Source organism: Kosakonia sp. MH5, from assembly GCF_009935945.1.
Lineage (GTDB): Bacteria > Pseudomonadota > Gammaproteobacteria > Enterobacterales > Enterobacteriaceae > Kosakonia > Kosakonia radicincitans.
The window spans coordinates 18,570-42,423 of the sequence record NZ_QODH01000018.1 but is presented as its reverse complement, the minus strand read 5'-3'; the positions used below and the strand labels follow the sequence as shown (position 1 = coordinate 42,423).

Below are 23,854 nucleotides of genomic sequence, written 5' to 3'. Positions count from 1 at the left end.
TTTGCTGGCTCTCAAAGCGCGAAACTCGCCCTTACTGAAGCCATAAAAAGCTTGTCGAATGTCTCAGGGCGTGAAGCAGGCATCCGTGATTTTCGCTCAGCAACAAAAAAGTTCTGCTAATACTTAAGCCTCGCGTTTTTCTGCCCACTTCAGCATTGCATCGAGAGCAGGGCACAGCGCCTGTCCCCACTCAGTGAGCCGATATTCCACTTTCGGCGGCACCTGGGGATATACCGTCCGCGACACGATTCCGTCGGCTTCAAGCTGTCGCAATTGCTGCGCCAGCATCTTCTGCGAAATAGCGGGGATCAGTTTTTCGAAATCGGAATAGCGCTGCACCTTTCCGTCGAAGAGATGAAAAAGAATAATTAATTTCCAGCGCCCTTCCAGCAGTCGCAGGACTTGCTCCACGCCGCTTGCAGCAGATTCCGGGCTATATAACTTACTCATAATATAGTCACTCACTTTTTCGTGCGTACTTGTCAATTTCACAGTCTATGTTGAAAATTCCCGTACTGTAAATTACGGGAGTATAAAGCCATGTCATTATCACTACCGCACGCTATTTCTACCTATTTCGCGATCAGCAATGGTGGCGATATCGCCAACGTTAAGCACTGCTTTACCGCAGATGCCGTCGTGAAAGATGAAGGTAAAACCCATCAGGGACATGCGGCGATCGAGGCATGGCAACGTGCCGCGCAGGCCGCGTTTGACTACAGCGTTGAGCCGGTTCAGATTCTCATCGACGGCGACCGGGTGACCGTCACGTCGAACGTCGCCGGTAATTTTCCCGGCAGCCCGGTAGTGCTGAAACATACTTTCGGCCTGGTCGGCGACAAGATCAACGCACTGGAGATTGTCTGATGTCGTGGGATCTTGATTTCCAGGGCACGCGCGTGGTGGTGACGGCGGGCACTAAAGGCGTTGGTAAAGCGGTCGTCGGGTTATTAAAACAGCTGGGCGCCAGGGTGTTAACGACGGCGCGCCACGCTCCTGCGGAATGTCTCGCCGATGTCTTCGTCGCGGCAGACCTGACCACTGCCGACGGGTGCGCCTCAGTAGCGCAAGCCGTTCAGACGCACCTGGGTGGTGTCGACGCCATCATTCATGTGGTGGGCGGTTCTACCGCTCCCGCCGGTGGTTTTGCGGCGCTGGGCGAAGAGGAATGGCAGCAGGAACTCAACCTTAATCTGTTGCCAGCGGTACGCTTAGATCGTGCGCTGTTGCCAGGAATGCTGGCACAGGGTAGCGGAGTGATCATTCACGTCACCTCTATTCAGCGCGAATTGCCGTTGCCGGAATCGACCACCGGCTATGCAGCGGCCAAAGCGGCGCTCTCGGCATACAGCAAAAGCCTGTCGAAAGAGGTTTCGCCAAAGGGAATTCGGGTTGTGCGCGTTGCGCCCGGCTGGATCGAAACCGAAGCGGCGGTGGCACTGGCGGAGCGGCTGGCGCAGCAGGCGGGAACGGATTATGAAGGCGGTAAACAGATCATCATGAATGCACTCGGTGGTATTCCGCTGGGGCGTCCGTCAAAGCCGATTGAGGTGGCGAATCTCATTGCCTTCCTCGCCTCATCTCATGCAGCCGCCATCACCGGTACCGAATATGTCATCGATGGCGGCACCATCCCGACGGTGTAACGCTGTATCACAATCGGCGCATCATTTGCGCCGATTGCGATCGCTTGTGGAAATCGGATAACCGTAATCTCCGCTCATTAGCATCGCTTTTAACCCAGGGGATATTTTTTAAACGCTGGCAGGGCTTCACATGATTCAGCAAGCGACTGAATGTTTTTAAAATTGTCTACCGCTACCACCCCAGCGATCATGAACTGAATAAACGACCACACCACCGTACTGGTTACCGCGACCTGGTCAGGGCGAGGTGCTATAGCGCGGCCTTCAAGCAGAGTATCCCATTCACGGCATGCTGCGAGGAGTTGCCGGGTAATTCGCTCAACCCACGGCTGATGTTGTTTTTCTTCTGGTCTGAGCTTGTGCTCATAAATATTTTGCACCGCTTTTTCGCAGGCTGCGAGAATAACGCCCAAAATCTGCAGATCTTTTGCCAGCGCGTCGGTATTGGCGGGTAAAAGTTTGTGATTTGCTCCGGACAGGGCTTCAAAATAATAAAGAATGAGCGTTGAATCCATCAACTGCAAACCGCTATCCAGAATGACTGTAGGAGCTTTGACTACCGGGTTTATGCGGGAAAACTCTTCAAATGTACTAAATACCGAGAGCGGCATACTTTTGAATTCAATACCATAGAGTTCCAGGGATACCGCAACACGCCTTACGTAAGGCGAATCCATCATACCAATGAGTTTCATCGTTATTCCTGTTCGTGCTACACAACTGTCGTTAATCGATTACCTGTCAGCATCAGGTGATTCGGCAAAGCAGGCAGGCACACATTATCGTAAATCTGCAGGGGCGAATATCATGGATTCCTTACCTCAGGTGTTAGTATTTCTAACCTGTTATTCCACTTTCGCAGGATGAAAAGGCAACGATGAAAATTAATCCATTTTAAATCATTAAGTTAATTTATCCCGCCATTAAATCCAGATTTAAAAAAGGTTTATATGGTAGTAACGTTAACGTATTAAACAACGTTAAGAAAAATGCCCTATGTCGGATTACCCACCTATCTCCGCTCTGCGAAGTTTCGAGGCGGTTGCGCGCCTTGGCAGCGTCACGTTGGCCGCGAACGAGATGAACATGACGCATTCAGCTATTAGCCAACACATTAAAACGCTGGAGGGCATGGTAGGCATAAAGCTATTTATCCGTCACGGGCGCGGGGTACAGATTAATGAAGAAGGGAGGCTTTATGCTTTGCAAATACGCGAAGCATTGAACCGTATCTCGGATGCCACCAGGCTGGTGCAGGTGAAACCGCGCGCAATAGAACTGACGCTGGCGACATTGCCTTCTTTTGGCTGTCACTGGTTATTGCCGCGCCTTTCGCGATTCCGCGAGAAATATCCCCATATCTCATTACGTCTGCAGGCCAGTCTGACGGTGACCAACCTGCAACAGGAAGGCATCGATATTGCGATTCGTATGGGTCAGGGTGACTGGGAAGGAATGGAAAGCCGCTTTCTTTTTTCTGATGAGCTTATTGTCGTCGCCGCACCCGGTTATAACAATGGCAAGCTACCTGGTACGCCAGACGAGGTGGCAAAGAGCAGCATTATTTTTTCGATGGAATCGTGGAAAAGCTGGTGCCTCAATGCAGGGCTGGAGAAAGAGATCCTGCCTGCCGGGTTACGCATTAATGATTCAAACCTGGTCATCGAAGCCGTACGACGGGGAACCGGCATTGCTCTGGAGCGTCGCTCTCTGGTTGAAGACGCTATTTCACGGGGAGAGCTGGTACAAATAACTCCGGTCACCGCACCTTATCCCTGGCACTACTGGCTTGTGACATCCCCACTGGCAGAAAAAAAGCCGGAAGTCGCTCTTTTTATTGCCTGGCTGGAGGAAGAAATAATAGTCGGGAATAAACAGCGGCAGTAATGAGCTCACCGGCGGTTGTGCGCGAGGAGCATAAATAACCGCGTTATTGCGGGCACCCTGTACTTCTGGAAATGGCAAAACCATACCGACAACAGGATAACTCCCCTCTTTTATCGTGGCAGTGGTAATAAACGTCATGTTGGCACAGTAACTAATTCAAAAATATTAAACATGAACGTCATAAAATTCGAACTTTAACGCCAGACATCAATTCCGGTTACTTTTTCCCTCTTGCAGCCAGCGCCTTCTCTGGGTTTCCGCATTCCTTTGCTCATGCTTTTTCATGTTTTATCCCGGAAAAATACCCATATTATTGTCTTGACATAGGTTTACGTTCAATTCAGGAATATTAAGTTTTGTTTGATAATGATAATGTTTATCAGAATCATTACCATAAATTACCAATATTCAGGGTTGACGATGAGACGCACAAAAATTGCCGCAGCAGTGGCCATGCTCATGGCCGGTAAATGCAGTTATGCAGCAGAACAAACCATCACGGTGTCAGGGAATATTCTTGGCGATTCACGCGCAGAAGAAGTGAAAACCTGGGCCGGTAGCCGCACCGTTATCAGCAACGATCAATTGGAAAAAGGGGCCAATCGCACTCTTGATGATGCGTTACAGCGTGTGCCTGGGGTCAAGATTCAGGATGAAACCGGTACAGGCGTGCTTCCGCAAATTGCGGTACGTGGCTTGTACGACAGCCGCAGCGGCCGCGCACAAATCCTTGAGGACGGAATTCCACTGGTACTGGCACCTTACGGCCAGGAAGGTATGTCGCTGTTTCCTGTAACATTTTCGACCATTGATCGCATTGACGTGGTTCGCGGTGGCGCGGCAGTACAATATGGCCCGAATAACGTTGGCGGCGTCATCAATCTGATCAGTAAACCCATTCCGCTGAAATGGGAAAATGAGATTACCGAGCGCGCCACGTTTTACGGTAAGGGACACAATCTTTGGGATACCTACCTTCGCACCGGCGGCATGCTGAATGATGACTTCGGGCTGCAGGTCGAAGCTAACCAGGTAAAAGGTAGCTCGTTCCGCGAGCATAGCGACAGCAAAGTTCAGAACTTCCGCGTACGCGGCCTGTGGAATATCAACGAAGACACAACCTTAAATCTCTCCTACCAATACTACGATGCACACGCCGATCTGGCGGGTGCCCTTTCGACCGCAGACTATAATCGCGATCGCCGTCAAAGCACCCGTCCATGGGATGATTACGACGGTCACACCAAGCGTTATAGCGCAGTTTATAACCAGCAACTCGGTTCACTGGGTTTTATTGATAACGCAGAATTTAACTGGATGTTCTTTGGTCATGAGTCGGATCGTGATTTCCACGTCGGCATGAGTAAAGTCGCCGGGCAAAACTTCAACCCGGCCTTACCTGCCGATATCGTGCAAAACTCGCCGCGTAGTTTCAGGGTCTGGGGGACTGAACCGCGTATCAGCATGGATATCAACGGCGATAATGTGAACCAGCAATGGATTGTGGGTGGGCGCTTTGTCAGTGAAAAAATCGATTACCAGGTACGTCAGCGCACGCTGGCTACAGGCGTGACAGCGGTAACGCGTGACTGGGACTTTGATAATAATGCCTGGGCAGGTTATATCAGCAATGCCGTCAAACTGTTCAATGACACGCTGACCATTACGCCGGGTATGCGCTATGAGAACATCAGCGAAAAATACACCGATAAAAAAACGGGCCAGCGCACCTCCACGCCGGACACGCAGTGGCTTCCCGGCCTGACGGTAGGTTACCAGCTTACCTCGCAGTGGTTCCTGTATGCAGACATGCAGAAAAGCCTGCGTCCGGCACAGGCTACGCAAATCGTCAAAGGCGGCGACGTCAGCTCTGAACTGGCGTGGAACTATGAGAGTGGCGTACGTTACAAACCAACCGAGAATGTCAGTCTTCATGCCGGTCTGTATCGCATTGATTATAAAGACCAGATCTCCTACGACAGCGTATCCGATAGCTATCTCAACATCGGACGCACCCGCCATCAGGGCGTTGAGCTGGAAGGGTTCTGGAGCCCGCAAGCCATTGAAGGCCTCAAATTGCATGCAGGATATGCTTACCTGCAGGCTGAACAGCGTAACGGCGTGAACCGTGGTAAGGAAGTGCCGTATGCCTCGCGCACGCAGCTGACGTTGGATGGAAGCTATGACTGGCGTGAAACCACCTTCTCACTGGCAGGCTACTACTTTAGTAAATCCTATTCGGATGCAGCGAATACCGTTTCGGAGAACAGCACCGGTTCCGTTGGTCAAATGCCGTCTTACTGGGTATGGAATGCTCAAGTGAGCCGCGATCTGTTTAAGTCAGGCAGTACCGTGCTGAACGGCTATGTCGGAATTAACAATATCTTTAATCGCGACTACTGGTTCCGCGGTATTGATACCAGCCCGTGGGGACGTCAGCCAGCGCCGGGACGTTCAGTCACTGCGGGCGTTAGCCTGAAGTTCTGATAGCCAAAAGAAGCCCGTCACGTTGAACGGGCTTCTTTCATTAAGGCTGGACGTAAAACAACCCGCTGTATGGAATGCCGACAAAGTCGCGGTATAACGATGCTAAATCGGCCTGCGGATCGACATCGTCAAACTGCTGAGGATGGAAAAGTTTAGCCATGGCTTCCAGTGCTACTACGTTGAAAGGGCTGTCGTAGAATTGGTGATAGATGGCCATTACCTGCTTGCCCTTCGCCACGGGCAATACACTCACCCCTTCTCGCTGCATCAGCTTCTGCAGCTTCGGTAAAGTACTGGCGCGGCTGGCTTCATATCCCAGCGGCACTGCCAGCGAAGAACTCCCGCGCTGGCTCCAGTCGGCGCCACTCATTAAATAAATGTCGGGGCGCACCGCAATCAGCAATTCGGCGCTAATATCGGCTCCCTGAGGGGGAACTTTGTCCGCCATCAGATTGCGGCCACCGGCTTCAGGAATGAACTGGCCAAAACTGTCGCGACCAAATACGGTACAACAGTTCATGCCCGTCATACCGGCATGGTTTTCAAACACAACGCCAGGCCACGCTTCGCGGGGGATTGTTGCCACTCGCTGGCGGGTACGATCCAACAATTGATTCCAACGCTGAATGAAACGCCCGGCATTCTGCTGTTCGGCAGTCACCTCCCCCAATAACCGCATACTCTCCGGTGTATGGGTTAAGGGTTGCTGGCGAAAATCGATAAACACCACCGGAATTCCGCTTTTCTCCAGTAATGCCAGCGTCCCTTCACTTTCGAGCTTCTTCAGGATCCCCGTATCGAAAACAATCAGATCCGGTTTTAGCATCGCGGCTTGCTCAACGTTAAAGCTGCTCCGGTAAGGGTTAATAAATACCGGTATGGAAGGCAGCGCTGGATAATGCCGGGTAAAAAAACGCCCCATATCCGGCGCCCGGGTTTGCAGCGAATCATCCCATCCGACAATCCCTTTAAGCGCATCGCCAGGATGCAGCAGGCTCATCGGTAACAACATCCGGCTGTCAGCGAGAATGATGCGCGTTGCGGGTGCGTTAAGCGTGACCTGGCGACCGGCAAGATCGGTCACCGTAACCGATTGTGCCTGTGCAGCCCACGGCCACACTAAAGCGGTAAATATAATAATAAGCCACTGGCCTTTCATTCTGGCGATTTCCTTACTGAGCTTGCGCTGACTAAACCACACATAAGTGTTTTTAATTTTTGCTGCCATCAATATGGCAACCCCAAACAGCCTTTTATCAAAGATTAGATATATATCAAAAAGTTACAACAAAACCGCAATCAGACTACTTCGATTCAGCAACTATCACTTAGTGAATTTATTTAATGATCTTGTTTAAATCTTTTGAAAAGCGCTAGTTCATTAGTAATGATAATGTAAATGATAAGCATTACCAACATGGACTAGTTATATGATCTCGCTTGCACTACCAGGGGAACGCCGCAGGTCCAGCAATGGGCTATTTGGCATTCTGAACTCCGTTCCCCACCCAACTCTTGTTGAGATGATTGCCATTGCCGGGTATGACTTCGTGATACTCGATCTGGAACATCTTCCCCATAACGAAACGCTTCTTAGCCACTGTATTCAACTGGCACAACTCAACCACTGCACCCCATTGATACGCCTCACCTGTGACGATATTCCGCGTGCCGGACGCCTGCTCGATATGGGAGCTGGCGGGATTGTACTATCACGGGCGGAAAGTGCGGAACAGGTTAACGCCCTGAAAAATGCGATGTTCTTTCCCCCCATTGGAACACGAGGTATCACCGGCGGCAGCGTAACCGGCTTTGGTACTTTGCCCCTTGAGGATTATATCCGCCAGGTCAATGAGAAGTTATGGCTGGTACCCATGATTGAAACGCCGCCCGGCATTGAGGCTATTGACGCCATATTGCTTATCCCTCAGGTCACGATGGTTATGGAAGGTGCGCTTGACCTGGCAATGAGCATGCAACTTGGCCCGCAGCCTACGCATCCTGAGGTTGAAGCGCTTATTCGCCAACTGGCTACACGTTGCGCAGCCGCAGGGAAATCTTTTTGCGCCAACCCCCGCACCGCAGAACAGCAGCAATACTGGCAACGCCAGGGCGTGGACAGCTGGCTGTGCGGCGAAGATCGCGGTTTTTTGTTTCGGGCGCTAAAGCAACGGCTTACTGACGTTCAGTCTCTTTAACCTTTCCTACTCAACACCCAAACAGGTATACACATGTTCAACCAAAAGCCCTATGTGATCATCAGTCACGTTGTTAACGCGGCCGTGACAGAAGGTTTTATTCCCGCAGCGCAACGCCTGGGCTATTCGGTGATCCTGCTTACCGATCACGCGATGGCGCATAACAGCAAGGTGGATGACAGCGTTACGGTTATCGAATGCGAAGTATTTAACCCACTGTCCATTCTCGACACGCTCACCGAATGGGGGATCACGCCTGCTGCGCTGTTCTCCAATAGCGATCACTTGCAAACGGCAACGGCTATTGCCGCCACTGCACTTGGTCTGCCCGCCAAGAACTGGCAAATTTGCTACGCCGCGAAAGAGAAATGGCGCATGCGCCAGCGCCTGAAAGCACTCGGGCAACCTTCAGTCTGGTCTGCTCAACTCCTTCCTGATACATCACCGGCCGCTGACTGGCCGTGGCCAGTCGTGATCAAGCCAGGCCAGGGCGTGGCGTCTATGGATGTACGGCTTATTGAGGATCTCACGCGTTGCCAGCACTACCTTGACTCCCTGCCTGTCCGCCAGACATTGCTGGTTGAAGCGTTTATGCAAGGACCGCTGTTTACGCTGGAAACTCTCGGCGATGGCAATGAGCTGGTGGCAATTGGCGGTTTCGATGTCGAACTCTCCGCGCCGCCGCACTTTGTGGAGATGAGTGCGCGTTGGGCCGGTGAACATAGCACACGCTGGAAGCAGCAGGCGCTGGCGCAGTTGCGTGAGTTTGGCGTGGGGTTTGGCGCTTGCCACAGCGAATTTATCGTTACGGATAATGGCCCCGTCTTAGTTGAAATCAATTACCGCAGTATTGGCGATGGCCGCGAATTTCTGCTGGACCGCCTGCTGCCGGAGGGGTGGTTCACGCCGATCCTGCGCCTGCATCTTGGCGAACCGCTGCCGCCGATAAAAACGGAACAGGGTGAAGCACTCATCCACTATCTCGTCGCCGATCGCAGTGGCACATTGCAGAGCGCACCTCAACCGCTCAGCGCGCCGGGTCTGCACTACCGTCCACTGAAATCCACTGGCGATCGCATCGAACTCACCCACTCGAATAAAGATTACCTCGGCGTGCTGTACCTTGAAGCCAGCGATGACACGCAGCTAAAACAGCTCACGAACCGCACTCTCGCCGCGCTAAAGTGGGAGATTGTCTGATGAATCAGCATGACTACATTACGCTGCGTATCATAAACGCCTGCCTGCGCGAAAACGTCAGTGGTTTGATAAGCCAGGGGCAGATTACACAGAATTCTCAGCATCAGTGGCTTACCTGGCAGTCGGCCAGTCAGACATTGCGCCTGCAGGTGGATGCCTGTGATTACATGCAGCCATGGCGGGCGGTATCCCCTGAATGGCAGATAAAAACCGCGCAAGGATGGCACTCGCAGTCTGGCTATGCTAACTGGCTGGCGGCGTTAATGCCGGATCAGCAACCAGAAACGCGAGAGCTCTTTGCTACCTATAAAGAGGAAGCCGACAGTGCCGTGGCACAAGGCGAACTCTGTGCCCTCGCTTTTACACAACAGCGCGCATCACTGTTACGTTCACCGCATGAGATGAACTGGGGTGAGCGCCTGCGTCATGCCGATCAACTGGCAAGCTTCCTTGATCATCCTTACTACCCTACGGCGCGCGCTAAATTTGGTTTTAGCGAAGCCGACCTGCGCCAGTACGCGCCAGAGTTTTGCCAGCCGTTTCGTCTGCGCTGGCTGGCTTTACCCCACCAGCAATTAACCCTTACGGTACCGGAAGCCAGACCGGACTGGTGGCCATTGCCGTCACAGGTAGGCCTGGATCCACAGCACTTCGCCCGGCATGCATTGATCCCTGTGCATCCTCTTACGTTGAGCCAATTGCATGACCTTCCCGAGGGAGCGGTAATCGCGCCTGATGCCTGGCTCGATGTCTACCCCACCTTATCAGTACGTACCGTGCAGTTAGCGGACTACCCGGATCAACATCTCAAAGTGCCGCTCAGCATGCGCACACTGGGGCAGAAAAATATCCGCCTGATCAAACCCTCAACACTGTATGACGGCCAGTGGTTCGCTGAAGTGCTGACCATGCTGGGTGAACAGGACAACCTGCTGCGCGGCAAATATCGCCATGTCGATGAGCGTTTTTGTGGCCATGTTGCGGAGAATAAACAGTTAGCCTTTCTGTTGCGGCGCTACGCAGCGCCCCGCACCGGTGAAACGCTATTACCGGTTGCGGCACTTGGCAGCAAACTGCCGGACGGTCGTTATTATCTCTCTTCTCTGCTTGAACAACCCGGTATGCCAGACGTCGCGGAGTGGTGGCGTGATTACTGCCAGTTGATGGCGGATGTTCACCTGACGCTGTGGTTACGCTACGGCATTGCCCTCGAATCCAATCAGCAGAATGCCGTGCTGAGCCTTACGCCAAATGAAGCCCTGACACTGGTGATGAAAGACAACGATGCGGCGCGCATTCTGCCTGAGCGTTTTAAAGCCGCCTGCCCGCACCTGGCAGAGCGCCTCATCACACTGCGCGATCCGCGCATTTGTGTGTCTGATGAAGCCGCGCTGGCACAGATGTTTATCACCATCACCCTGCAACTCTGCCTGGCAGCGGTGCTGGAAAGTCTGACCGCAGACGCACTGCTCGATCGTGAAGCGGGTTATCAAACGTTACGACATGCGCTTGAGCAGAGTCTGGCGCGTCTGGAGAGTGAAGGCGTCGACACCGCCTTTGCACGACAGCAGTTGTTTGTCTCCCCCACGCAGCCAGTGAAATACCTGTTGCTGAGCGGCAGTCTGTTAAGCAAACAGGCGTCCGGCGCTGCAGATATCAACAAATTCTACGGCCAGAGTGGGCCGAATTTCCTGCTGCGGGAAAAACGCTAATGCGCAGTACGTTGCAGGTGGTTCTGGCCTGCCACTTCCTGGCCGCGTTTACCGTACTTGGCGTACCGCTCTATCTGCCACGGCTGCTGGTTTCATTTGGCATCGCTGAACGCAGCCTGTGGGCAGGCGTGCTGTTCAGCCTGCCTTCAGTGATGACGGCAATTTCTGCCGCATGGTGGGGACGGTTTGCCGATCGCTACGGGCGGCGGTTGTCGCTGCAGCGGGCCTTGTTCGGGCTGACATGCGCATTTTTACTGGCCGGCGTATCGCCCTCGTTACCCTGGTTGATCGTCGCACTCGCGTTGCAGGGCATAGCGGGAGGAACCCTGGCTGCGGCGAATGGCTATCTTTCCACGCATCTGCGCGGTGAACAACTGGCGAAAGCCCTTAACTGGACGCAATCATCCGCCCGGTTGGCGCTGCTGAGCGCACCGCCACTAATAGGCGGGATCCTGATGTGGCTACCCGATATTGGGCAGCGTCTGTGGCTGGGGCTGGCAATGTTATCGCTGTGCGGCTTGCTGCTTAGCCTGCGGCTGCCCGCCGATCCGACCATTGAGCCGACACACCGTGCAGTGCAGAACAACGGCATCCAATCCACGTTTCATTATCTGTGGGCGATGCAGTTCCTGTTCAACTTCGCCATGGTGGTGACGTTCCCCTACTTCCTGCCCTATGCCGCACACTGGCTACCTACGGAAGTGCTGATCGGTACGTTCTATAGCTGGCCGCATCTGATCTATCTGCTGCTTTTGCCACTCTGGCACCGTCTGGCGGGACGCAGCCTTTATTTTGTGCCAGGCATGGCGCTGATTGCGATAGCGGCATGGTGGCACAGCCAATTAACCGGAGCGTCATCGCTGCTGGCGGCTCGCACGCTGTTTGGTTGCGGCATGCTGCTGGCTTACAGCGGCGCCAATCAGATGCTAAGCGACACCATTCGCCAACACAGCGCCGGAAAACAGTTCGGGCAGATCGATGCCGCTGGCAAGTGGGCTGGAGTGGCTGCCGGTATTGGTGCGGGCTGGTTGGTTTCGCATGTGTCATTACAGGCGCCTTTCCTGGCTTCAGCGGCGGCGGCTTCTGGCGCCGTCTTACTCTTTGTTATTTCCCCTTTACGAGGATCAGGTTATGTCCGTATCACTCGCCGTTCGTGAAAACCCACTGCTGACAGTAAAAGTCACCCCGGAAAGGGAGCAGGCGGAATTTGCCGGGCTGACAGCACTGCTGAACTGCTATATTCGCGAATTCGCCCGCCCGGCGGGACGCGTTAAACAGGTGCGCCAGGGCAATATTCCGTTGTCGCTAGCCAGCCGTATGGTTTCGGGCAAAGTGATTTTGCTGCAAATGGGAGAGGATGACAGCACGTTACTCGCCATCCGGGCTACCCGCTGGAGTTTATTGGATCGCGGCGACTTTATCGGTACTCCGTTTGTGAAAGAGTTTGGTCGCCCGTGGCGGGCCGTCCGTTGTAGTGAAGCAATGGCGCTGCTGGTCAATGATATGGTGCGGCAGACCGGGCAATTACCCGATTCAGAACTGCTGGATCAAATTGAAAACAGCGTCCAGGTGACGGCCTCTTTCCTGCAGCATCTGCCAAAGCAGGCCAGTGAGCATAGCTACATTCAAAGCGAAGAGCGTCTGCTTTGGGGCCATCCGATGCATCCGAGCCCGAAAAGCCGTCAGGGTGTGACGCCAGAGGCGCTACTGGCTTGCTCGCCCGAAGTCGCAGCGCGCTTCCCGCTGTTCTGGTTCCGCATTCATCCCTCGCTGTTACAGGTTCGGGGCAGTGCGCCAGTTAAGGCAATGCTGGATAAGCTCCATGGCGAGCACTGCTATCCTTGCCATCCATGGGAGGTTCGCCACATCATGCAGTCGCCGCTTTATGCGCGTGCCGTTAGCCGTGGGCTCATCACGCCGCTTGGGCTTACGGGTGCAGAATTCGCGGCGACATCATCGGTGCGTACGTTGTATCGCGCCGATCTGCCCTATTACCTTAAATGCTCCATTCATGTGCGGCTCACCAACTGTGTCCGCAAGAATGCCTGGTATGAACTGGAAAGCGCAGTTGCGCTGAATACGCTACTTGAGGAACGTTTTGCGCGCCTGGAAAGCACGGTGCCTGGCTTTCATATCATGCGCGAGCCAGCCGCCAGCAGCCTTGATTTCTCCGCGCTGGCGCAAGCAGACGAAGCGGAAGAAGTGCGCCATTTACAAGAGTGTTTCGGCATTCTTTATCGTGAGAATCTCACCGATCAACAGCCCTGGCTGGCGGCATCGCTGTTTGCACTCGACCACCTGGGCCACAGCCCTCTTCACCTGCAAATTCAGCAGTTGAGCGCCGCGCAGGGGCTTTCTCTACAGCAGGCGAATTTATTGTGGCTCGACAGGTATCTTTCGGTGCTACTCCCTGGTGTGCTGGAGGCGTTCTTCACGGAAGGAATGGTGTTTGAGCCACACCTGCAAAACGTTCTGGTTTCCATTGAAAATCATCTGCCGACGCAACTGTGGGTACGCGATCTGGAAGGCACAAAACTCACCACCGAGCGCTGGTCAGCCTCCGATTTGGCGATGATGTCCGGACGTGCCAGAGAGTCCGTCTGGTACAGCCGTGAACAGGGCTGGCGTCGCGTCGCCTATTGCCTGCTGATCAATCACCTGTCGGAAGTGCTGTTCCGCCTCGCCGATGACGATCAGGTAATGGAACAGCAATTGTGGGATTTACTGGCGGCGCAACTTGGCCGTTGGCGGCATCAGCCGGAAATCGCTGCGATCCTCGAAGGCGGCGCTATCCCGTCAAAAAACAATCTGAAAACCCGCCTGCTGCGCAAAGCGGATAAACACGCGGATTACACCCTGCTGCAACACCCAATGAGGAGCGCGCAATGACGCCGAAAGTCAGAGAGGCGCTGCAACAGTTGCAGCAACAGCGCTCAGAGCCGTTTTGCGCTTATGTGTATGATCTCGTTGCACTACGCCAGCATATCCGCAGCATGTGTCATGCATTGCCAGCAGGTTGTGAACTGTTTTACGCCGCAAAGGCGAATCCTGAAGCCCCCATACTTCGTACATTATGCGAATACGTTGATGGCTTTGAAGCGGCATCCGGTGGCGAACTCAACTGGTTACGTGAGCAGGTGGCTGGCAAGCCGCTGATTTTCGGCGGCCCCGGCAAGCTGCAGAGTGAACTGCGCCAGGCGGTGCAGCTCGGCGTGGACGTTTTACACGTGGAGAGTTTAACCGAGCTGCGTCGTTTACAGGCTATCGCGCTTGATGAGAATCGAACGGTCTCCGTACTGTTGCGGATGAACATTGCGCTGGAGGGGATCGGCGGTACGCGTCTGATGATGGGAGGCAAACCGACGCCTTTTGGTCTCGATGAGCATGATCTGCCCGCGGCATTACGCGAAATCGCCAGCTCTCCGCAAATCAATCTGCGCGGTTTTCACTTCCATCTGATGTCTCACCAACTGGATGTGGATAACCATCTGGCGTTGATCCGTCTGTATCTGGACAAGGTTCGCAGCTGGTGCGATCGCTGGTCGCTGAACATTGACTTGATTAACGTCGGTGGTGGTATCGGTATTAACTACCTTGAACCGCAGCATCACTTTGACTGGACATCTTTTTGCCAGCGCCTGCCAGACGTGACGCAATTCAGCCAGGCGCAAGGCTGGACGCTGCGCTTTGAGTGTGGTCGTTTCATTGCCGCTGCCTGCGGTTATTACGTCATGGAAGTGCTGGACGTCAAAAAGAATCTCGGCGAATGGTTTGCGATTGGTCACGGGGGAACGCACCATTTTCGCACCCCGGCGGCGCAAAGCCATAACCACCCGTTCAGCATATTGCGACGTGAACAAAACGCTGAATGGATAAAAGATGAACGTGTGACGCTGGTCGGGCAACTCTGTACGCCAAAAGATGTACTGGCGCGCCAGCAGCCCGTTGCCGCGCTGGCACCGGGTGACTGGCTGGTGTTCAGCCTGGCGGGCGCTTACGCCTGGAACATATCGCACCAGAACTTCCTGATGCATTCCCCACCTGAGTTTATTTGGCTCGAAAACTGAAGAAAACGGTTTACCTTCTGACACGACAGGCGGCCCGCTGAAAAAGAGTCAGGCCGCCCTTATTTTAGCGATGGCAGTGTTGAGAGGGCGATGATGAACGTTAAGCCTCTTGCTGCAATGCTCCTGCGACGGGAGTGATTTCAGCAAGCAGCCAGCGTTCAAAATCCGCTAATGCCGCTTCATTCATTCCGGTTTCCGTCGGCTTGATCAAACAGAATGTTTTGCTCAGGCTGGCGGATTCTGGCCAGGGTGAAACAAGCAGACCGCGCCTCAATTCATTTTCGATATACATACGCGGCACCATTGCCACGCCTTGCCCTGCCATAACGGCTGCGATGGCCATTTCATGCAGGTCGTAGCGCACTCCCAGCCCTGGATTATCCAGGTTTATGTGACTTTCTCGGGCATAGAGATGCCACGCGTCCGGATTCTGCCGTCGGTGAATCCGTGGCAGCGCGTTTAACTGTTCCTCAACGTCACCTTGCACCAGCAGCGCGGGGTGGCACACCGGAACCAGCTTTTCCTGAAACAGAAACTGCATGCGCATGCCGGTCCATGCGGGATGTTCAAAATGGATCACAGCGTCAAAGCCACTTCCGCTCAGAATAAAAGGGTCGGTACTGGCCGCAATATTTAACGTTATGTCCGGATGCAATGATCTGAAGCTGCCCAGGCGCGGGATCAGCCATCGGCTGGAAAAGGTCGGCAGGACGGCAATATCCAGACTCTTATTCCCCTCTGGCAAGCCCATGATGTATTGGGTATCCCTTTCGAGCCGCGCCAGCGTTTCGTGGACATGACGCGCATAGCGTGCGCCTGCAGGATTAAGCTTTACGCGGCTTCCCGTACGATCAAACAGCCTGCAGTTCAGCAACGATTCAAGGCGTGCAATCTGACGGCTAATAGCCCCTTCCGTCAGGGAGAGTTCTTCTGCGGCGCGGGCAAAACTGCCGTGCCTTGCGGCGGCATCAAAAGCCTGCAGAGAAGTGCTGCTGGGTATTTTTCTGCGCATAAAAGAGCCTTTCCTCTGTGCTGATAACGCCATCCAGTGAGTTAATGTCACTGAACAATGAAATATTGTCGATTTTAAGGCCGGAATACACCTTATAGCATGATCAAAAGTCATTAAGCGGATTATTCATTGTCCGCTGTTTATCATGCGGAGGCAGGACAATGTTGTATATCGTGGAATGCTCATATACCGATCCCCAAAGCGAGGGAGAATGGAATGCATTTTACAGCCTGGAAAAATTACCAGCGCTGGTCTCTGTGAATGGGTTCCGTACTTCTCAGCGCTTTCGCGCCGTAACCCCCGGCTGCCCGGCTTATCTCGCCCTTCACACTGTAAAAGATGCAGAGGTACTCAGCAGTGATGATTATCGGCGCAAAGGGGGCGGTAATTTCTCCCGTTGGCAGGCATATATCACTGACTGGCATCGTAATCTGTATGCATGCGAAGCGCCGGCTCCGGCCGTCTCGTCAGATGAAATTCTGCTTCTCAGCGCGCAGCCGATAAGCGCTTTAGCCACAGCGCTGGGGAACCCGGCGATGGAAATGCACGCGGCAGGGCTGGAACGATCCCCGGAACATCGCGTTGCCTGGGTTCTGCCACGTGAAAGCGCCTTGCCGCTGGCGGAGGTGCCCGGCGTATATCTTTACGAACCGCTGACATCGCAGCTGCAATGTCCGGTTGAGCGCCACCAGCAGGGGAGCCATTAAATCATGCCTAATCTGACGTTTTACCTTTCGGAAGAATACGCTGACAGGTATACCGATCTTCCCGATTTTACCCGCACCTGTAGCGCCCTCTGCACTGACATTCTCGCCGCAGAGCCGGACAACGTGCATATCATATTTGTCACGGTAAAGCCGGGATGCGGGCATCCGGTCTATGCCGAGCTCTTTTATCGGCTGACACCCAGGCGCACGCAGGAAGTGATGGAAAACTTTATGCGTGAACTGGATCTCGCCACGCAGCAGGCCTGGGGGCTAATGGCGCGTATTCGCTGCTTTGGCTCCCCTGCTCCGTACCCGTACGCCAAAAACTAATCCTGAGGTATGTATGAACCCACTTACCTTTCCATCACGCCAGATTGGCGATTTTCAGGTCACGGCGGTGAGTGATGGCAATATGTCCGCCAGCCTGGAGTTACTGTCAGGTATTGCCACAGAGGATGCCGCATTCATTCAGCATCGCGCCGGAATTGCTGAACCCGGTAATATCCATATCAACGGTTATCTCATTCGCGGGCGGGGGCGAACCATTCTGGTTGATGCCGGTACCGGAGGGCTGAACAACGCGGGCGGGCAGCTTAAAGCCAACCTCGCAGCCATCGGAATCAGCCACAACGACGTGGACACCGTGTTATTAACGCACTGTCATCCTGACCATATTGGCGGCCTGCTTGATGCGGAAAAACAACCGGTCTTTCAACATGCGGAACTTCTGCTGCATCATCGCGAAGCGGACTACTGGCGGGATGATGAAAAACGAAAAATAGCCAGCGAACGCGGCCAACGTAATTTCATGCTGGCGCGCCAGACGTTAGAGGCTTATGCACGGAACGTCCGCTTTTTTAGCGAGGGCACCATAACAGAGGGCATTTCTGCGGTATGGCTACCGGGCCACACGCCAGGGCATACCGGGTTTCGCATTGACTCGGAGGAAAAAAGCTTACTTATCTGGGGAGATATCGTCCATTACCCGCATATTCAGACGGCACAACCGGCGGTGAGCATTCTGTTTGATGCCGATCCCGCGTTGGCCGAAGCAACCCGCAAAAAAGTTCTGGCGCAAGCCGTCCGGGAAAAACTGCTTATTGCGGGCATGCACCTGGGCCAGGCTGGGTTTGCGACCGTTTCCAGGGCCGATACGGGATACCGCCTTTCCTGCTCATGAGGATTCCGCTCCTCAGCGCCCAGCTCTTTAATCGCCTGGCGCAGGCGCAATGTCCTGCACCAGGCGTCATCAGTAAGAGAAGGGGGAATGCTGCTGTGCCTCTTTCAGCCAAAGCCCGGCATCTTCACCCGCTGCGGTGTATAGCGGCGCATTTGCATCGTGAGCAATGGCGAAAATGGCCTTCGCGACATCATCAGCATGCGTCACGGGTGAGTTGCTCTCGCCCACCATCTGGATAAATTCCTTCACCATTTGTCCGTAGGCGGGATCGTCCATCCCGGCAAAATGCGCGCGCGCATTCTCGCCAAACTTCGTTTCCGGAGAGCGCCCCGGTAATACGACATGAACACGAATACCAAAAGGCCTGACCTCAATGGACAAAGACTCGCTCCATGCATTCAACGCCGCTTTACTGGCGCGATAAAGCCCAATCATCGGCATCGCTTTAGTCGTCACGGACGAAGAGACATTGATGATGACGCCTGATTTTGCCTCTCTCATCAGCGGCAGAAACGCCTGCGTTAATGACAATGTTCCCAGGACATTGGTGTTCATTAATTGCTGCGCGGTGGCAAAAGAGGTGAGTTCGACCGGTACAGGCGCGCCAAAACCTGCATTATTCACCAGTACATCAATCGCGCCCGCTTCTTTCACCACATGGCTAATGCTCTGCGCGGAAGTAATATCGAGCGGCAAAATCGTCAGTTTGTCGCTTTCCGGCAAACAGGTCGGGTCAGGCGTTCTCATCGTGGCAATCACTTCCCAGCCCTGGTGTAAAAAAAGTTTTGCGGCGGCAAGGCCAAAGCCTGAAGAACAACCGGTAATCAGTACAGTAGGCATATTTGATCCTCTTTCATGGCAAGAACAGTGATCATAGCCGCCGCTATCCGGACAATATATAATCAAAAGTCCCGCAAACTTTAGAGATCGTCCAATGTCAGATCCGTTGACCGATATCGTTGCCCTGCTCAATCCCAAACCTTCGCATTCAAAACTCGTTGAGGGGCGCGGAGAGTGGCGTATTGTTCGGGAGTCTGGCGGAGAGGCTTTTTACTGCGCCGTGCTGGAAGGCGAATGCCTGATTAATGTGAACGGGCAAGGACCAAAGTTACTTGTTGCCGGTGATTTTATTCTGATACCCGCCGCTTACTCTTTCGAGAACACCAATGCGGGCAGATGCAGCCCCACGGAAATCACGATGCCAACAATAATCAGCGAAGGGCACGTGAGAATTGGCGCAGCAAGCGGGCCAGCCGATCTGGTCATGCATGTCGGCCATTGTGAATTCGATACCCCGGATAAACAACTCATCGTCTCTTTACTGCCAAACGAGATCCTGATTAAAGGACAGCGACGTTTCGTCACCTTGCTTGAACTTCTCCGTGAGGAAAGCCGGGCCAGGCGACCCGGCCGTGACGTGGTATTAATGCATCTTTTACAACTGCTGTTAGTGGAATCGTTACGCAGTAATCCTGAACTGCCGAAAGCGGCGGGCATTCTGAAGGGGCTGCAACATGAAAAGATCGCCGTCGCGCTGCATCTCATGCATGAAAAACCGGGGGATGAGTGGCAAATCGCGCAGCTCGCCCGCCACGCCGCAATGTCCCGCTCCGCTTTTTTCGCGGCTTTCAATGAGACAGTCGGCATGCCGCCAGGGCAATATCTTCTCTTCTGGCGCATGTCGTTAGCGAAAAAAGCGCTGGTGAGCAGCAAAGAGAAAATCGAACAGATTGCTTTTCACATCGGCTATCAGTCAGCGAGCGCCTTTAACGTGGCTTTCACGCAATATGTGGGCGTTCCGCCGGGCGTTTTCAGGCGTCAAAATGGGGCCGCTCAAACGCATGAGCCTGCGTTGAATGAGGATCGGGCTTTTCCATAAGCCTGCGCCGCACGTAAGCCAGGACAGTAGTCGAGGGCTTTTCACGAGATAACCGACAAATTTACAGACCCAGCTCCGACAGACCCGGATGATCATCCGGACGACGCCCCAGCGGCCAGTGGAATTTGCGTTCACTTTCTTTAATCGGCATATCATTGACACACGCGTAGCGGTGATGCATCAGCCCATCTTCACCAAATTCCCAGTTTTCGTTGCCGTAAGAGCGGAACCAGTTACCGGAGTCATCGCGCCACTCATAAGCGTACCGGACAGCGATACGGTCACCGTCAAACGCCCACAACTCCTTGATGAGACGGTACTCCAGCTCTTTTTTCCACTTACGCTCAAGGAATGCTTTAGCTTCTTCACGATTATTGGCGAACTCGGCGCGGTTACGCCATTTGGTATCCAGTGAGTACGCCAGGGATACTTTTTCGGCATCGCGGCTGTTCCAGCCATCTTCGGCGAGCCGGACTTTCTCAATCGCCGACTCGCGAGTGAAAGGCGGAAGTGGTGGGCGAGTTTGTGTAGCGTGCATGGTGAAGCCTCCTGTAAAAATGGATATATCAGTAGAAACAGTTTTTGATACTCAGGCCTTAAGAAGAGGCCTGTTCCAGCAATAGTTTCGCAACGTCCCTTGCACTGTCGGCGGCGCTACAATCGCCCATCACATAGGACATGGTGATAGCGCCCTCGATCAGAATCAGCAGCTGTCTGGCCAGAACGGCCGGTTGCTCAATGTTTAATTGCTCAGTGAGTTCCAGCGTGTAATCGAGCAATTTTTGTTTATGCAGTTTTGCTATCTGGCGAACGGGGTCTGCCGGGTCCCCCACTTCTCCGGCGGTGTTGATAAATGCGCAGCCCCGAAAGCCTTCTGACTCAAACCAGCCCTTGAGCACCGTGAACATATTCAAAATGCGTTGCTGGGGAGTTGCGCCTTTATCAGATTCCGTTCTGAACCACTGCATCCAGCGTTCATCACGTTCATTCAACGCGGCGGCAGCCACGTCATCTTTGGTCGCGAAATAGCGATAAATACTTTTCCTGGCTACGCCTGAGGTTTTGACCAGAAGGTCCATGCCAGTGGCATGAATTCCATTCCGATAGATCAATTGCTCGGCAGTGGTCAGGATTTTTTCTCGGGTATCGGTCGTTTTCTTGTTCATGTGATGATGGTAGAACGATCGTTCTCCCTGGTCAATAATTATCTTAAAGAGAATGGTCAAAATGAAAAATGCAGTCCGTGTGTATTAACGGACTGCATTTTTATGAATGGAACGTATCGCGTTGCGATGAAACGCAGAAAACGGTTCATCATGTTATCGATACCGCGCAGGATAAAAGGCGCAGGGGCTATAAGTTCCAGCCCCTGCTTATTCCTCTTCGCCGTTAACGGTGTTCACTCAGGGCGGAAACATCCTGGGGGGTAGTCCGGCAGCATCCGCCAATCAGTCTTGCGCCAGCCTCTAACCACTGGGGCAAATGTGCCGCTAAGGATCCGCAGGTATCGCCGTGCGCATGCCACGCCTTGGTGACTGCGTCGTAAGTTTCCCCGGAGTTAGGGTAGACCACCAGCGGCAGCGCACTGAGGCTTTGCAGATGTTTGAGCGCGGCGGTTGTTTTGCTCAGCGCAATACAATTAATCCCCAACGCGACGATTTGCGGATAAGCAGACAGCGCGTTCACCACTTCAGCCAGCGGCGTACCATCGCTTAAGTGCTTGTCGTCACGTAAGGTAAATGAGAACCACGCCTGCGCATCGGGATATTCAGACAGCAGGTCAGCCAGTGCTTTTATTTCAGCGAAGGAAGGTAACGTTTCGCAGGCCAGCAGATCGGCACCGGCATTGAGCAACGCGTCAATCCGCGGGCGATGAAATACCTGAAACGCCTCGTGGCTACGCACATAGTCGCCGCGATACTCAGAGCCATCGGCCAGATAAGCGCCGTATGGCCCAACAGAACCCGCCACCAGCAGCGGACCGGCGTTGGGGTTTTCTGCGCGATAAATGTCACTCGCCTCTTTTGCCAACTTCACACTCTGTTCAATCAGCGCTTTCGACTGCGCCTCCGTCAGACCGCGTGCCGCAAAGCCTGCGGGCGTGGCCTGGTAACTGGCGGTAATGGCTATCTGTGCGCCCGCGCGGAAGTAATCCAGATGCACATCCCGAATGATTTGTGGATTTTCCATTAATACTTTGGCGGACCAGAGATTATCAGCAAGGTTGCATCCGCGCGCTTCAAGCTCGGTAGCCAGTGCACCATCAAGCACGACAAAGGGATGACGTTCAAGCAGCGCGGCAAGGGAGTTAATCTGCGGCATAGTCCGCCTCCTTCAATTTGGTTTTGTGGGTAAGAAAATAGGCACCATAGCAAAGGGCGACAAACGGCAGACCGCAATAGAGCGCAATGCGCTGCTCCGGATCGAACGCCAGACCAATGCAGGCCATCAGACACAGCACGAATCCAAGTATGGGAACCAGCGGATACCAGGGTGCGCGGTATTGTAACGCCGCAGACGGCTTGCCCGACTGTAAGTGGCGGCGGCGAAAGACAAAGTGGGCCGCACAGATGCTGAGCCAGACAGCCACGACGGCAAAACCAGAAATGGCGCTAAGCGCAACGAACACCGTATCAGGGGCAATCACGCTGGATAACAGCGCCAGCAGGCCGCCGATCATCGAGACAGAAAGGGCTATCAACGGCACGCCATGCTTATTGACGCGGGCAAAACAGCCCGGCAACGTTTTTTCGTTTGCCAGTGACCAGAGCATGCGACCCGAAGCATAAAGCCCGGAATTCGCCGCTGAAAGGATAGCGGTCAGAATGACGAAGTTAAAAATATCCGCCGCATACGGAATGCCTATTTTTTCAAAAACCAGTACAAACGGGCTCTTCTCAACCCCCGCCACATTTGCCGGAATCAGCGCGGCAAGGACAAAAACGGTGCCGATAAAAAACAGGATTAACCGGGCAATAGTGGCGCGGATCGCGACCGGGATAGCGTGGTGCGGATTTTCCGTTTCGCCCGCCGCAATACCGATAAGCTCCGTCCCGGAAAAAGCAAAATTGACCGCCACCATGGTCATCAGAATCGGCAAACCGCCGTGCGGGAACCAGCCTTCGCTGGTGAGGTTAGAAAGCCCCGGCGACGGTGAACCATCCTTCATCGGGATAAACCCGAAAATCACCCCGCAGCCGAGAATGATAAAGACGACGATGGTCGCGACTTTAACGAGCGAGAACCAGAACTCCCCTTCAGCAAAGAAGCGCGTTGAAATCGCGTTAAGACAAAAAATCACCACACAAAACAGGGCGCTCCATATCCAGACCGGAACATGCGGGAACCAGTACTGCATACAAAACCCGGCGGCGGTAAAGCTCGACCCCAGAGCGACTGTCCAGGTAAGCCAGTACAACCATGCCACGGTATACCCTGTCGCCGGGCCAATATAGCGCGCCGCGTAAACATGAAAAGCGCCCGTGACCGGCATCGCCACGGAAAGCTCACCAAGACACTGCATAACCAGCCAGACGACCAGCGCCCCAATCAAATATGCCAGCAGAGTACCTGCCGCGCCGGTGGTAGAGATGATGTATCCGGTATTAAAAAATAACCCTGTGCCAATGACGCCGCCTAATGAAAGCATGATCAAATGGCGCGTTTTCATGGTGCGCTTAAGCTCTCCATTCTCTTGTTGTGCGTGCATATCACCTTCTAAACGTATAGATGTCTAAATGTCCATGTCCGGGTTATTTATATCTTTATTGTTAACAAAAGGCCAGCATTAGGCTGACATCTGGCTGGGTTGGGCTGGGAATGAGCAAGAAATACGCAAAGAGCCGGCAATATCTGTGGCTACGGTCAATGGCGAATCAA

23 protein-coding genes are annotated in these 23,854 nt (G+C 53.7%); 14 read left to right on the top strand and 9 right to left on the bottom strand.

The annotated features are described in order from the left end of the window. Positions 1-123: 123 nt before the first annotated feature. Positions 124-450 carry a helix-turn-helix domain-containing protein gene (locus tag DK872_RS26140; protein ID WP_071921819.1) on the bottom strand — a complete coding sequence of 109 codons (327 nt, stop codon included), beginning with the start codon at positions 448-450 and terminating at the stop codon, positions 124-126. Positions 451-540: 90 nt separating this feature from the next. On the opposite strand from DK872_RS26140, the gene DK872_RS26135 reads away from it, so the two are divergent. Both DK872_RS26135 and DK872_RS26130 read left to right on the top strand, forming a co-directional pair. Beyond that, positions 541-867 (top strand): nuclear transport factor 2 family protein, encoded by a 327-nt coding sequence (locus DK872_RS26135; RefSeq protein WP_161519052.1) that lies wholly within the window; start codon positions 541-543, stop codon positions 865-867. Next, positions 867-1,646 (top strand): SDR family oxidoreductase, encoded by a 780-nt coding sequence (locus DK872_RS26130; protein ID WP_161519051.1) that lies wholly within the window; start codon positions 867-869, stop codon positions 1,644-1,646. The genes DK872_RS26135 and DK872_RS26130 overlap by 1 nt, the downstream gene beginning before the upstream one ends. Positions 1,647-1,735: 89 nt before the next feature. On the opposite strand, the gene DK872_RS26125 is transcribed toward DK872_RS26130, so the two are convergent. Then, positions 1,736-2,341 carry a glutathione S-transferase family protein gene (locus DK872_RS26125; protein WP_090398119.1) on the bottom strand — a complete coding sequence of 202 codons (606 nt, stop codon included), beginning with the start codon at positions 2,339-2,341 and terminating at the stop codon, positions 1,736-1,738. Positions 2,342-2,642: 301 nt separating this feature from the next. Here DK872_RS26125 and DK872_RS26120 point away from each other — a divergent pair, with 301 nt between their 5' ends. Further along, positions 2,643-3,533 carry a LysR substrate-binding domain-containing protein gene (locus DK872_RS26120; RefSeq protein WP_035889934.1) on the top strand — a complete coding sequence of 297 codons (891 nt, stop codon included), beginning with the start codon at positions 2,643-2,645 and terminating at the stop codon, positions 3,531-3,533. A 420-nt stretch (positions 3,534-3,953) separates the two neighbouring features. After that, complete coding sequence (locus DK872_RS26115; RefSeq protein WP_071920129.1) at positions 3,954-6,020, top strand: TonB-dependent siderophore receptor; 2,067 nt, start codon at positions 3,954-3,956, stop codon at positions 6,018-6,020. Between the two features lie 40 nt (positions 6,021-6,060). Here DK872_RS26115 and DK872_RS26110 read toward each other — a convergent pair whose 3' ends face one another. Continuing rightward, on the bottom strand, positions 6,061-7,179 hold the full coding sequence (locus DK872_RS26110) for an ABC transporter substrate-binding protein (protein ID WP_079517008.1): 1,119 nt from the start codon (positions 7,177-7,179) through the stop codon (positions 6,061-6,063). A gap of 271 nt (positions 7,180-7,450) precedes the next feature. Here DK872_RS26110 and DK872_RS26105 point away from each other — a divergent pair, with 271 nt between their 5' ends. Genes DK872_RS26105 through DK872_RS26080 form a run of 6 tightly spaced genes read left to right on the top strand, consistent with a single transcriptional unit; the run spans position 7,451 to position 15,197 of the window. Then, positions 7,451-8,218, top strand: a complete 768-nt coding sequence (locus tag DK872_RS26105; RefSeq protein ID WP_035889929.1) for an HpcH/HpaI aldolase/citrate lyase family protein — start codon at positions 7,451-7,453, stop codon at positions 8,216-8,218. Positions 8,219-8,251: 33 nt separating this feature from the next. After that, positions 8,252-9,418 carry a siderophore biosynthesis protein PvsA gene (locus DK872_RS26100; protein WP_161519050.1) on the top strand — a complete coding sequence of 389 codons (1,167 nt, stop codon included), beginning with the start codon at positions 8,252-8,254 and terminating at the stop codon, positions 9,416-9,418. Then, positions 9,418-11,130 carry an IucA/IucC family protein gene (locus DK872_RS26095; RefSeq protein ID WP_161519049.1) on the top strand — a complete coding sequence of 571 codons (1,713 nt, stop codon included), beginning with the start codon at positions 9,418-9,420 and terminating at the stop codon, positions 11,128-11,130. Before DK872_RS26100 ends, DK872_RS26095 begins: the two co-directional genes overlap by 1 nt. Continuing rightward, on the top strand, positions 11,130-12,287 hold the full coding sequence (locus tag DK872_RS26090; RefSeq protein WP_161519048.1) for an MFS transporter: 1,158 nt from the start codon (positions 11,130-11,132) through the stop codon (positions 12,285-12,287). Before DK872_RS26095 ends, DK872_RS26090 begins: the two co-directional genes overlap by 1 nt. Further along, complete coding sequence (locus DK872_RS26085) at positions 12,262-14,019, top strand: IucA/IucC family siderophore biosynthesis protein (protein ID WP_161519047.1); 1,758 nt, start codon at positions 12,262-12,264, stop codon at positions 14,017-14,019. Before DK872_RS26090 ends, DK872_RS26085 begins: the two co-directional genes overlap by 26 nt. After that, a complete protein-coding gene (locus DK872_RS26080; protein WP_007372895.1) occupies positions 14,016-15,197 on the top strand; it encodes a type III PLP-dependent enzyme in 1,182 nt (393 codons plus the stop codon). Before DK872_RS26085 ends, DK872_RS26080 begins: the two co-directional genes overlap by 4 nt. Positions 15,198-15,297: 100 nt before the next feature. Here the strand turns inward: DK872_RS26080 and DK872_RS26075 are convergent, their stop codons facing one another. Beyond that, entirely contained in the window at positions 15,298-16,209 is a 912-nt protein-coding gene (locus tag DK872_RS26075; protein WP_161519053.1) for a LysR substrate-binding domain-containing protein, read from the bottom strand. 161 nt (positions 16,210-16,370) lie between these two features. Between DK872_RS26075 and DK872_RS26070 the strand changes: the two genes are divergently transcribed. The 3 genes from DK872_RS26070 to DK872_RS26060 are packed head-to-tail and all read left to right on the top strand — an operon-like array spanning position 16,371 to position 18,096. Further along, a complete protein-coding gene (locus DK872_RS26070) occupies positions 16,371-16,916 on the top strand; it encodes a sugar ABC transporter (protein ID WP_079517012.1) in 546 nt (181 codons plus the stop codon). Positions 16,917-16,919: 3 nt separating this feature from the next. Next, the gene (locus tag DK872_RS26065; RefSeq protein WP_072440735.1) at positions 16,920-17,246 is read left to right on the top strand and encodes a hypothetical protein; all 327 of its coding nucleotides are present in this window, start codon (positions 16,920-16,922) and stop codon (positions 17,244-17,246) included. A 13-nt stretch (positions 17,247-17,259) separates the two neighbouring features. Continuing rightward, positions 17,260-18,096 (top strand): MBL fold metallo-hydrolase, encoded by an 837-nt coding sequence (locus DK872_RS26060; protein ID WP_072440737.1) that lies wholly within the window; start codon positions 17,260-17,262, stop codon positions 18,094-18,096. A 69-nt stretch (positions 18,097-18,165) separates the two neighbouring features. Here DK872_RS26060 and DK872_RS26055 read toward each other — a convergent pair whose 3' ends face one another. Continuing rightward, entirely contained in the window at positions 18,166-18,936 is a 771-nt protein-coding gene (locus DK872_RS26055; protein WP_007372889.1) for an SDR family oxidoreductase, read from the bottom strand. A gap of 94 nt (positions 18,937-19,030) precedes the next feature. Between DK872_RS26055 and DK872_RS26050 the strand changes: the two genes are divergently transcribed. After that, the gene (locus tag DK872_RS26050) at positions 19,031-19,975 is read left to right on the top strand and encodes an AraC family transcriptional regulator (RefSeq protein WP_079517013.1); all 945 of its coding nucleotides are present in this window, start codon (positions 19,031-19,033) and stop codon (positions 19,973-19,975) included. A 61-nt stretch (positions 19,976-20,036) separates the two neighbouring features. On the opposite strand, the gene DK872_RS26045 is transcribed toward DK872_RS26050, so the two are convergent. From DK872_RS26045 to mmuP, 4 genes are all read right to left on the bottom strand, one after another. Continuing rightward, complete coding sequence (locus DK872_RS26045; RefSeq protein ID WP_079517014.1) at positions 20,037-20,513, bottom strand: DUF1348 family protein; 477 nt, start codon at positions 20,511-20,513, stop codon at positions 20,037-20,039. A gap of 58 nt (positions 20,514-20,571) precedes the next feature. Then, positions 20,572-21,141 carry a TetR/AcrR family transcriptional regulator gene (locus DK872_RS26040; RefSeq protein WP_079517015.1) on the bottom strand — a complete coding sequence of 190 codons (570 nt, stop codon included), beginning with the start codon at positions 21,139-21,141 and terminating at the stop codon, positions 20,572-20,574. 223 nt (positions 21,142-21,364) lie between these two features. Further along, positions 21,365-22,297 (bottom strand): homocysteine S-methyltransferase, encoded by a 933-nt coding sequence (gene mmuM / locus DK872_RS26035; protein WP_161519046.1) that lies wholly within the window; start codon positions 22,295-22,297, stop codon positions 21,365-21,367. Then, complete coding sequence (gene mmuP, locus DK872_RS26030) at positions 22,284-23,684, bottom strand: S-methylmethionine permease (RefSeq protein ID WP_035889910.1); 1,401 nt, start codon at positions 23,682-23,684, stop codon at positions 22,284-22,286. The genes mmuM and mmuP overlap by 14 nt, the downstream gene beginning before the upstream one ends. Between the last annotated feature and the right edge of the window lie 170 nt (positions 23,685-23,854).

What these genes read in the sequence shown, in the direction of transcription:
- DK872_RS26105 (WP_035889929.1), top strand. Translation starts at nt 7,451, where the DNA reads ATGATCTCGCTTGCACTACCAGGGGAACGCCGCAGGTCCAGCAATGGG.
- DK872_RS26090 (WP_161519048.1), top strand. Translation starts at nt 11,130, where the DNA reads ATGCGCAGTACGTTGCAGGTGGTTCTGGCCTGCCACTTCCTGGCCGCG.
- DK872_RS26100 (WP_161519050.1), top strand. Translation starts at nt 8,252, where the DNA reads ATGTTCAACCAAAAGCCCTATGTGATCATCAGTCACGTTGTTAACGCG.
- DK872_RS26125 (WP_090398119.1), bottom strand. Translation starts at nt 2,341, where the DNA reads ATGAAACTCATTGGTATGATGGATTCGCCTTACGTAAGGCGTGTTGCG.
- mmuM (WP_161519046.1), bottom strand. Translation starts at nt 22,297, where the DNA reads ATGCCGCAGATTAACTCCCTTGCCGCGCTGCTTGAACGTCATCCCTTT.
- DK872_RS26045 (WP_079517014.1), bottom strand. Translation starts at nt 20,513, where the DNA reads ATGCACGCTACACAAACTCGCCCACCACTTCCGCCTTTCACTCGCGAG.
- DK872_RS26080 (WP_007372895.1), top strand. Translation starts at nt 14,016, where the DNA reads ATGACGCCGAAAGTCAGAGAGGCGCTGCAACAGTTGCAGCAACAGCGC.
- DK872_RS26065 (WP_072440735.1), top strand. Translation starts at nt 16,920, where the DNA reads ATGCCTAATCTGACGTTTTACCTTTCGGAAGAATACGCTGACAGGTAT.
- DK872_RS26070 (WP_079517012.1), top strand. Translation starts at nt 16,371, where the DNA reads ATGTTGTATATCGTGGAATGCTCATATACCGATCCCCAAAGCGAGGGA.
- DK872_RS26040 (WP_079517015.1), bottom strand. Translation starts at nt 21,141, where the DNA reads ATGAACAAGAAAACGACCGATACCCGAGAAAAAATCCTGACCACTGCC.
- DK872_RS26050 (WP_079517013.1), top strand. Translation starts at nt 19,031, where the DNA reads ATGTCAGATCCGTTGACCGATATCGTTGCCCTGCTCAATCCCAAACCT.
- DK872_RS26140 (WP_071921819.1), bottom strand. Translation starts at nt 450, where the DNA reads ATGAGTAAGTTATATAGCCCGGAATCTGCTGCAAGCGGCGTGGAGCAA.
- DK872_RS26135 (WP_161519052.1), top strand. Translation starts at nt 541, where the DNA reads ATGTCATTATCACTACCGCACGCTATTTCTACCTATTTCGCGATCAGC.
- DK872_RS26075 (WP_161519053.1), bottom strand. Translation starts at nt 16,209, where the DNA reads ATGCGCAGAAAAATACCCAGCAGCACTTCTCTGCAGGCTTTTGATGCC.
- DK872_RS26095 (WP_161519049.1), top strand. Translation starts at nt 9,418, where the DNA reads ATGAATCAGCATGACTACATTACGCTGCGTATCATAAACGCCTGCCTG.
- DK872_RS26055 (WP_007372889.1), bottom strand. Translation starts at nt 18,936, where the DNA reads ATGCCTACTGTACTGATTACCGGTTGTTCTTCAGGCTTTGGCCTTGCC.
- DK872_RS26120 (WP_035889934.1), top strand. Translation starts at nt 2,643, where the DNA reads ATGTCGGATTACCCACCTATCTCCGCTCTGCGAAGTTTCGAGGCGGTT.
- mmuP (WP_035889910.1), bottom strand. Translation starts at nt 23,684, where the DNA reads ATGCACGCACAACAAGAGAATGGAGAGCTTAAGCGCACCATGAAAACG.
- DK872_RS26060 (WP_072440737.1), top strand. Translation starts at nt 17,260, where the DNA reads ATGAACCCACTTACCTTTCCATCACGCCAGATTGGCGATTTTCAGGTC.
- DK872_RS26085 (WP_161519047.1), top strand. Translation starts at nt 12,262, where the DNA reads ATGTCCGTATCACTCGCCGTTCGTGAAAACCCACTGCTGACAGTAAAA.
- DK872_RS26115 (WP_071920129.1), top strand. Translation starts at nt 3,954, where the DNA reads ATGAGACGCACAAAAATTGCCGCAGCAGTGGCCATGCTCATGGCCGGT.
- DK872_RS26130 (WP_161519051.1), top strand. Translation starts at nt 867, where the DNA reads ATGTCGTGGGATCTTGATTTCCAGGGCACGCGCGTGGTGGTGACGGCG.
- DK872_RS26110 (WP_079517008.1), bottom strand. Translation starts at nt 7,179, where the DNA reads ATGAAAGGCCAGTGGCTTATTATTATATTTACCGCTTTAGTGTGGCCG.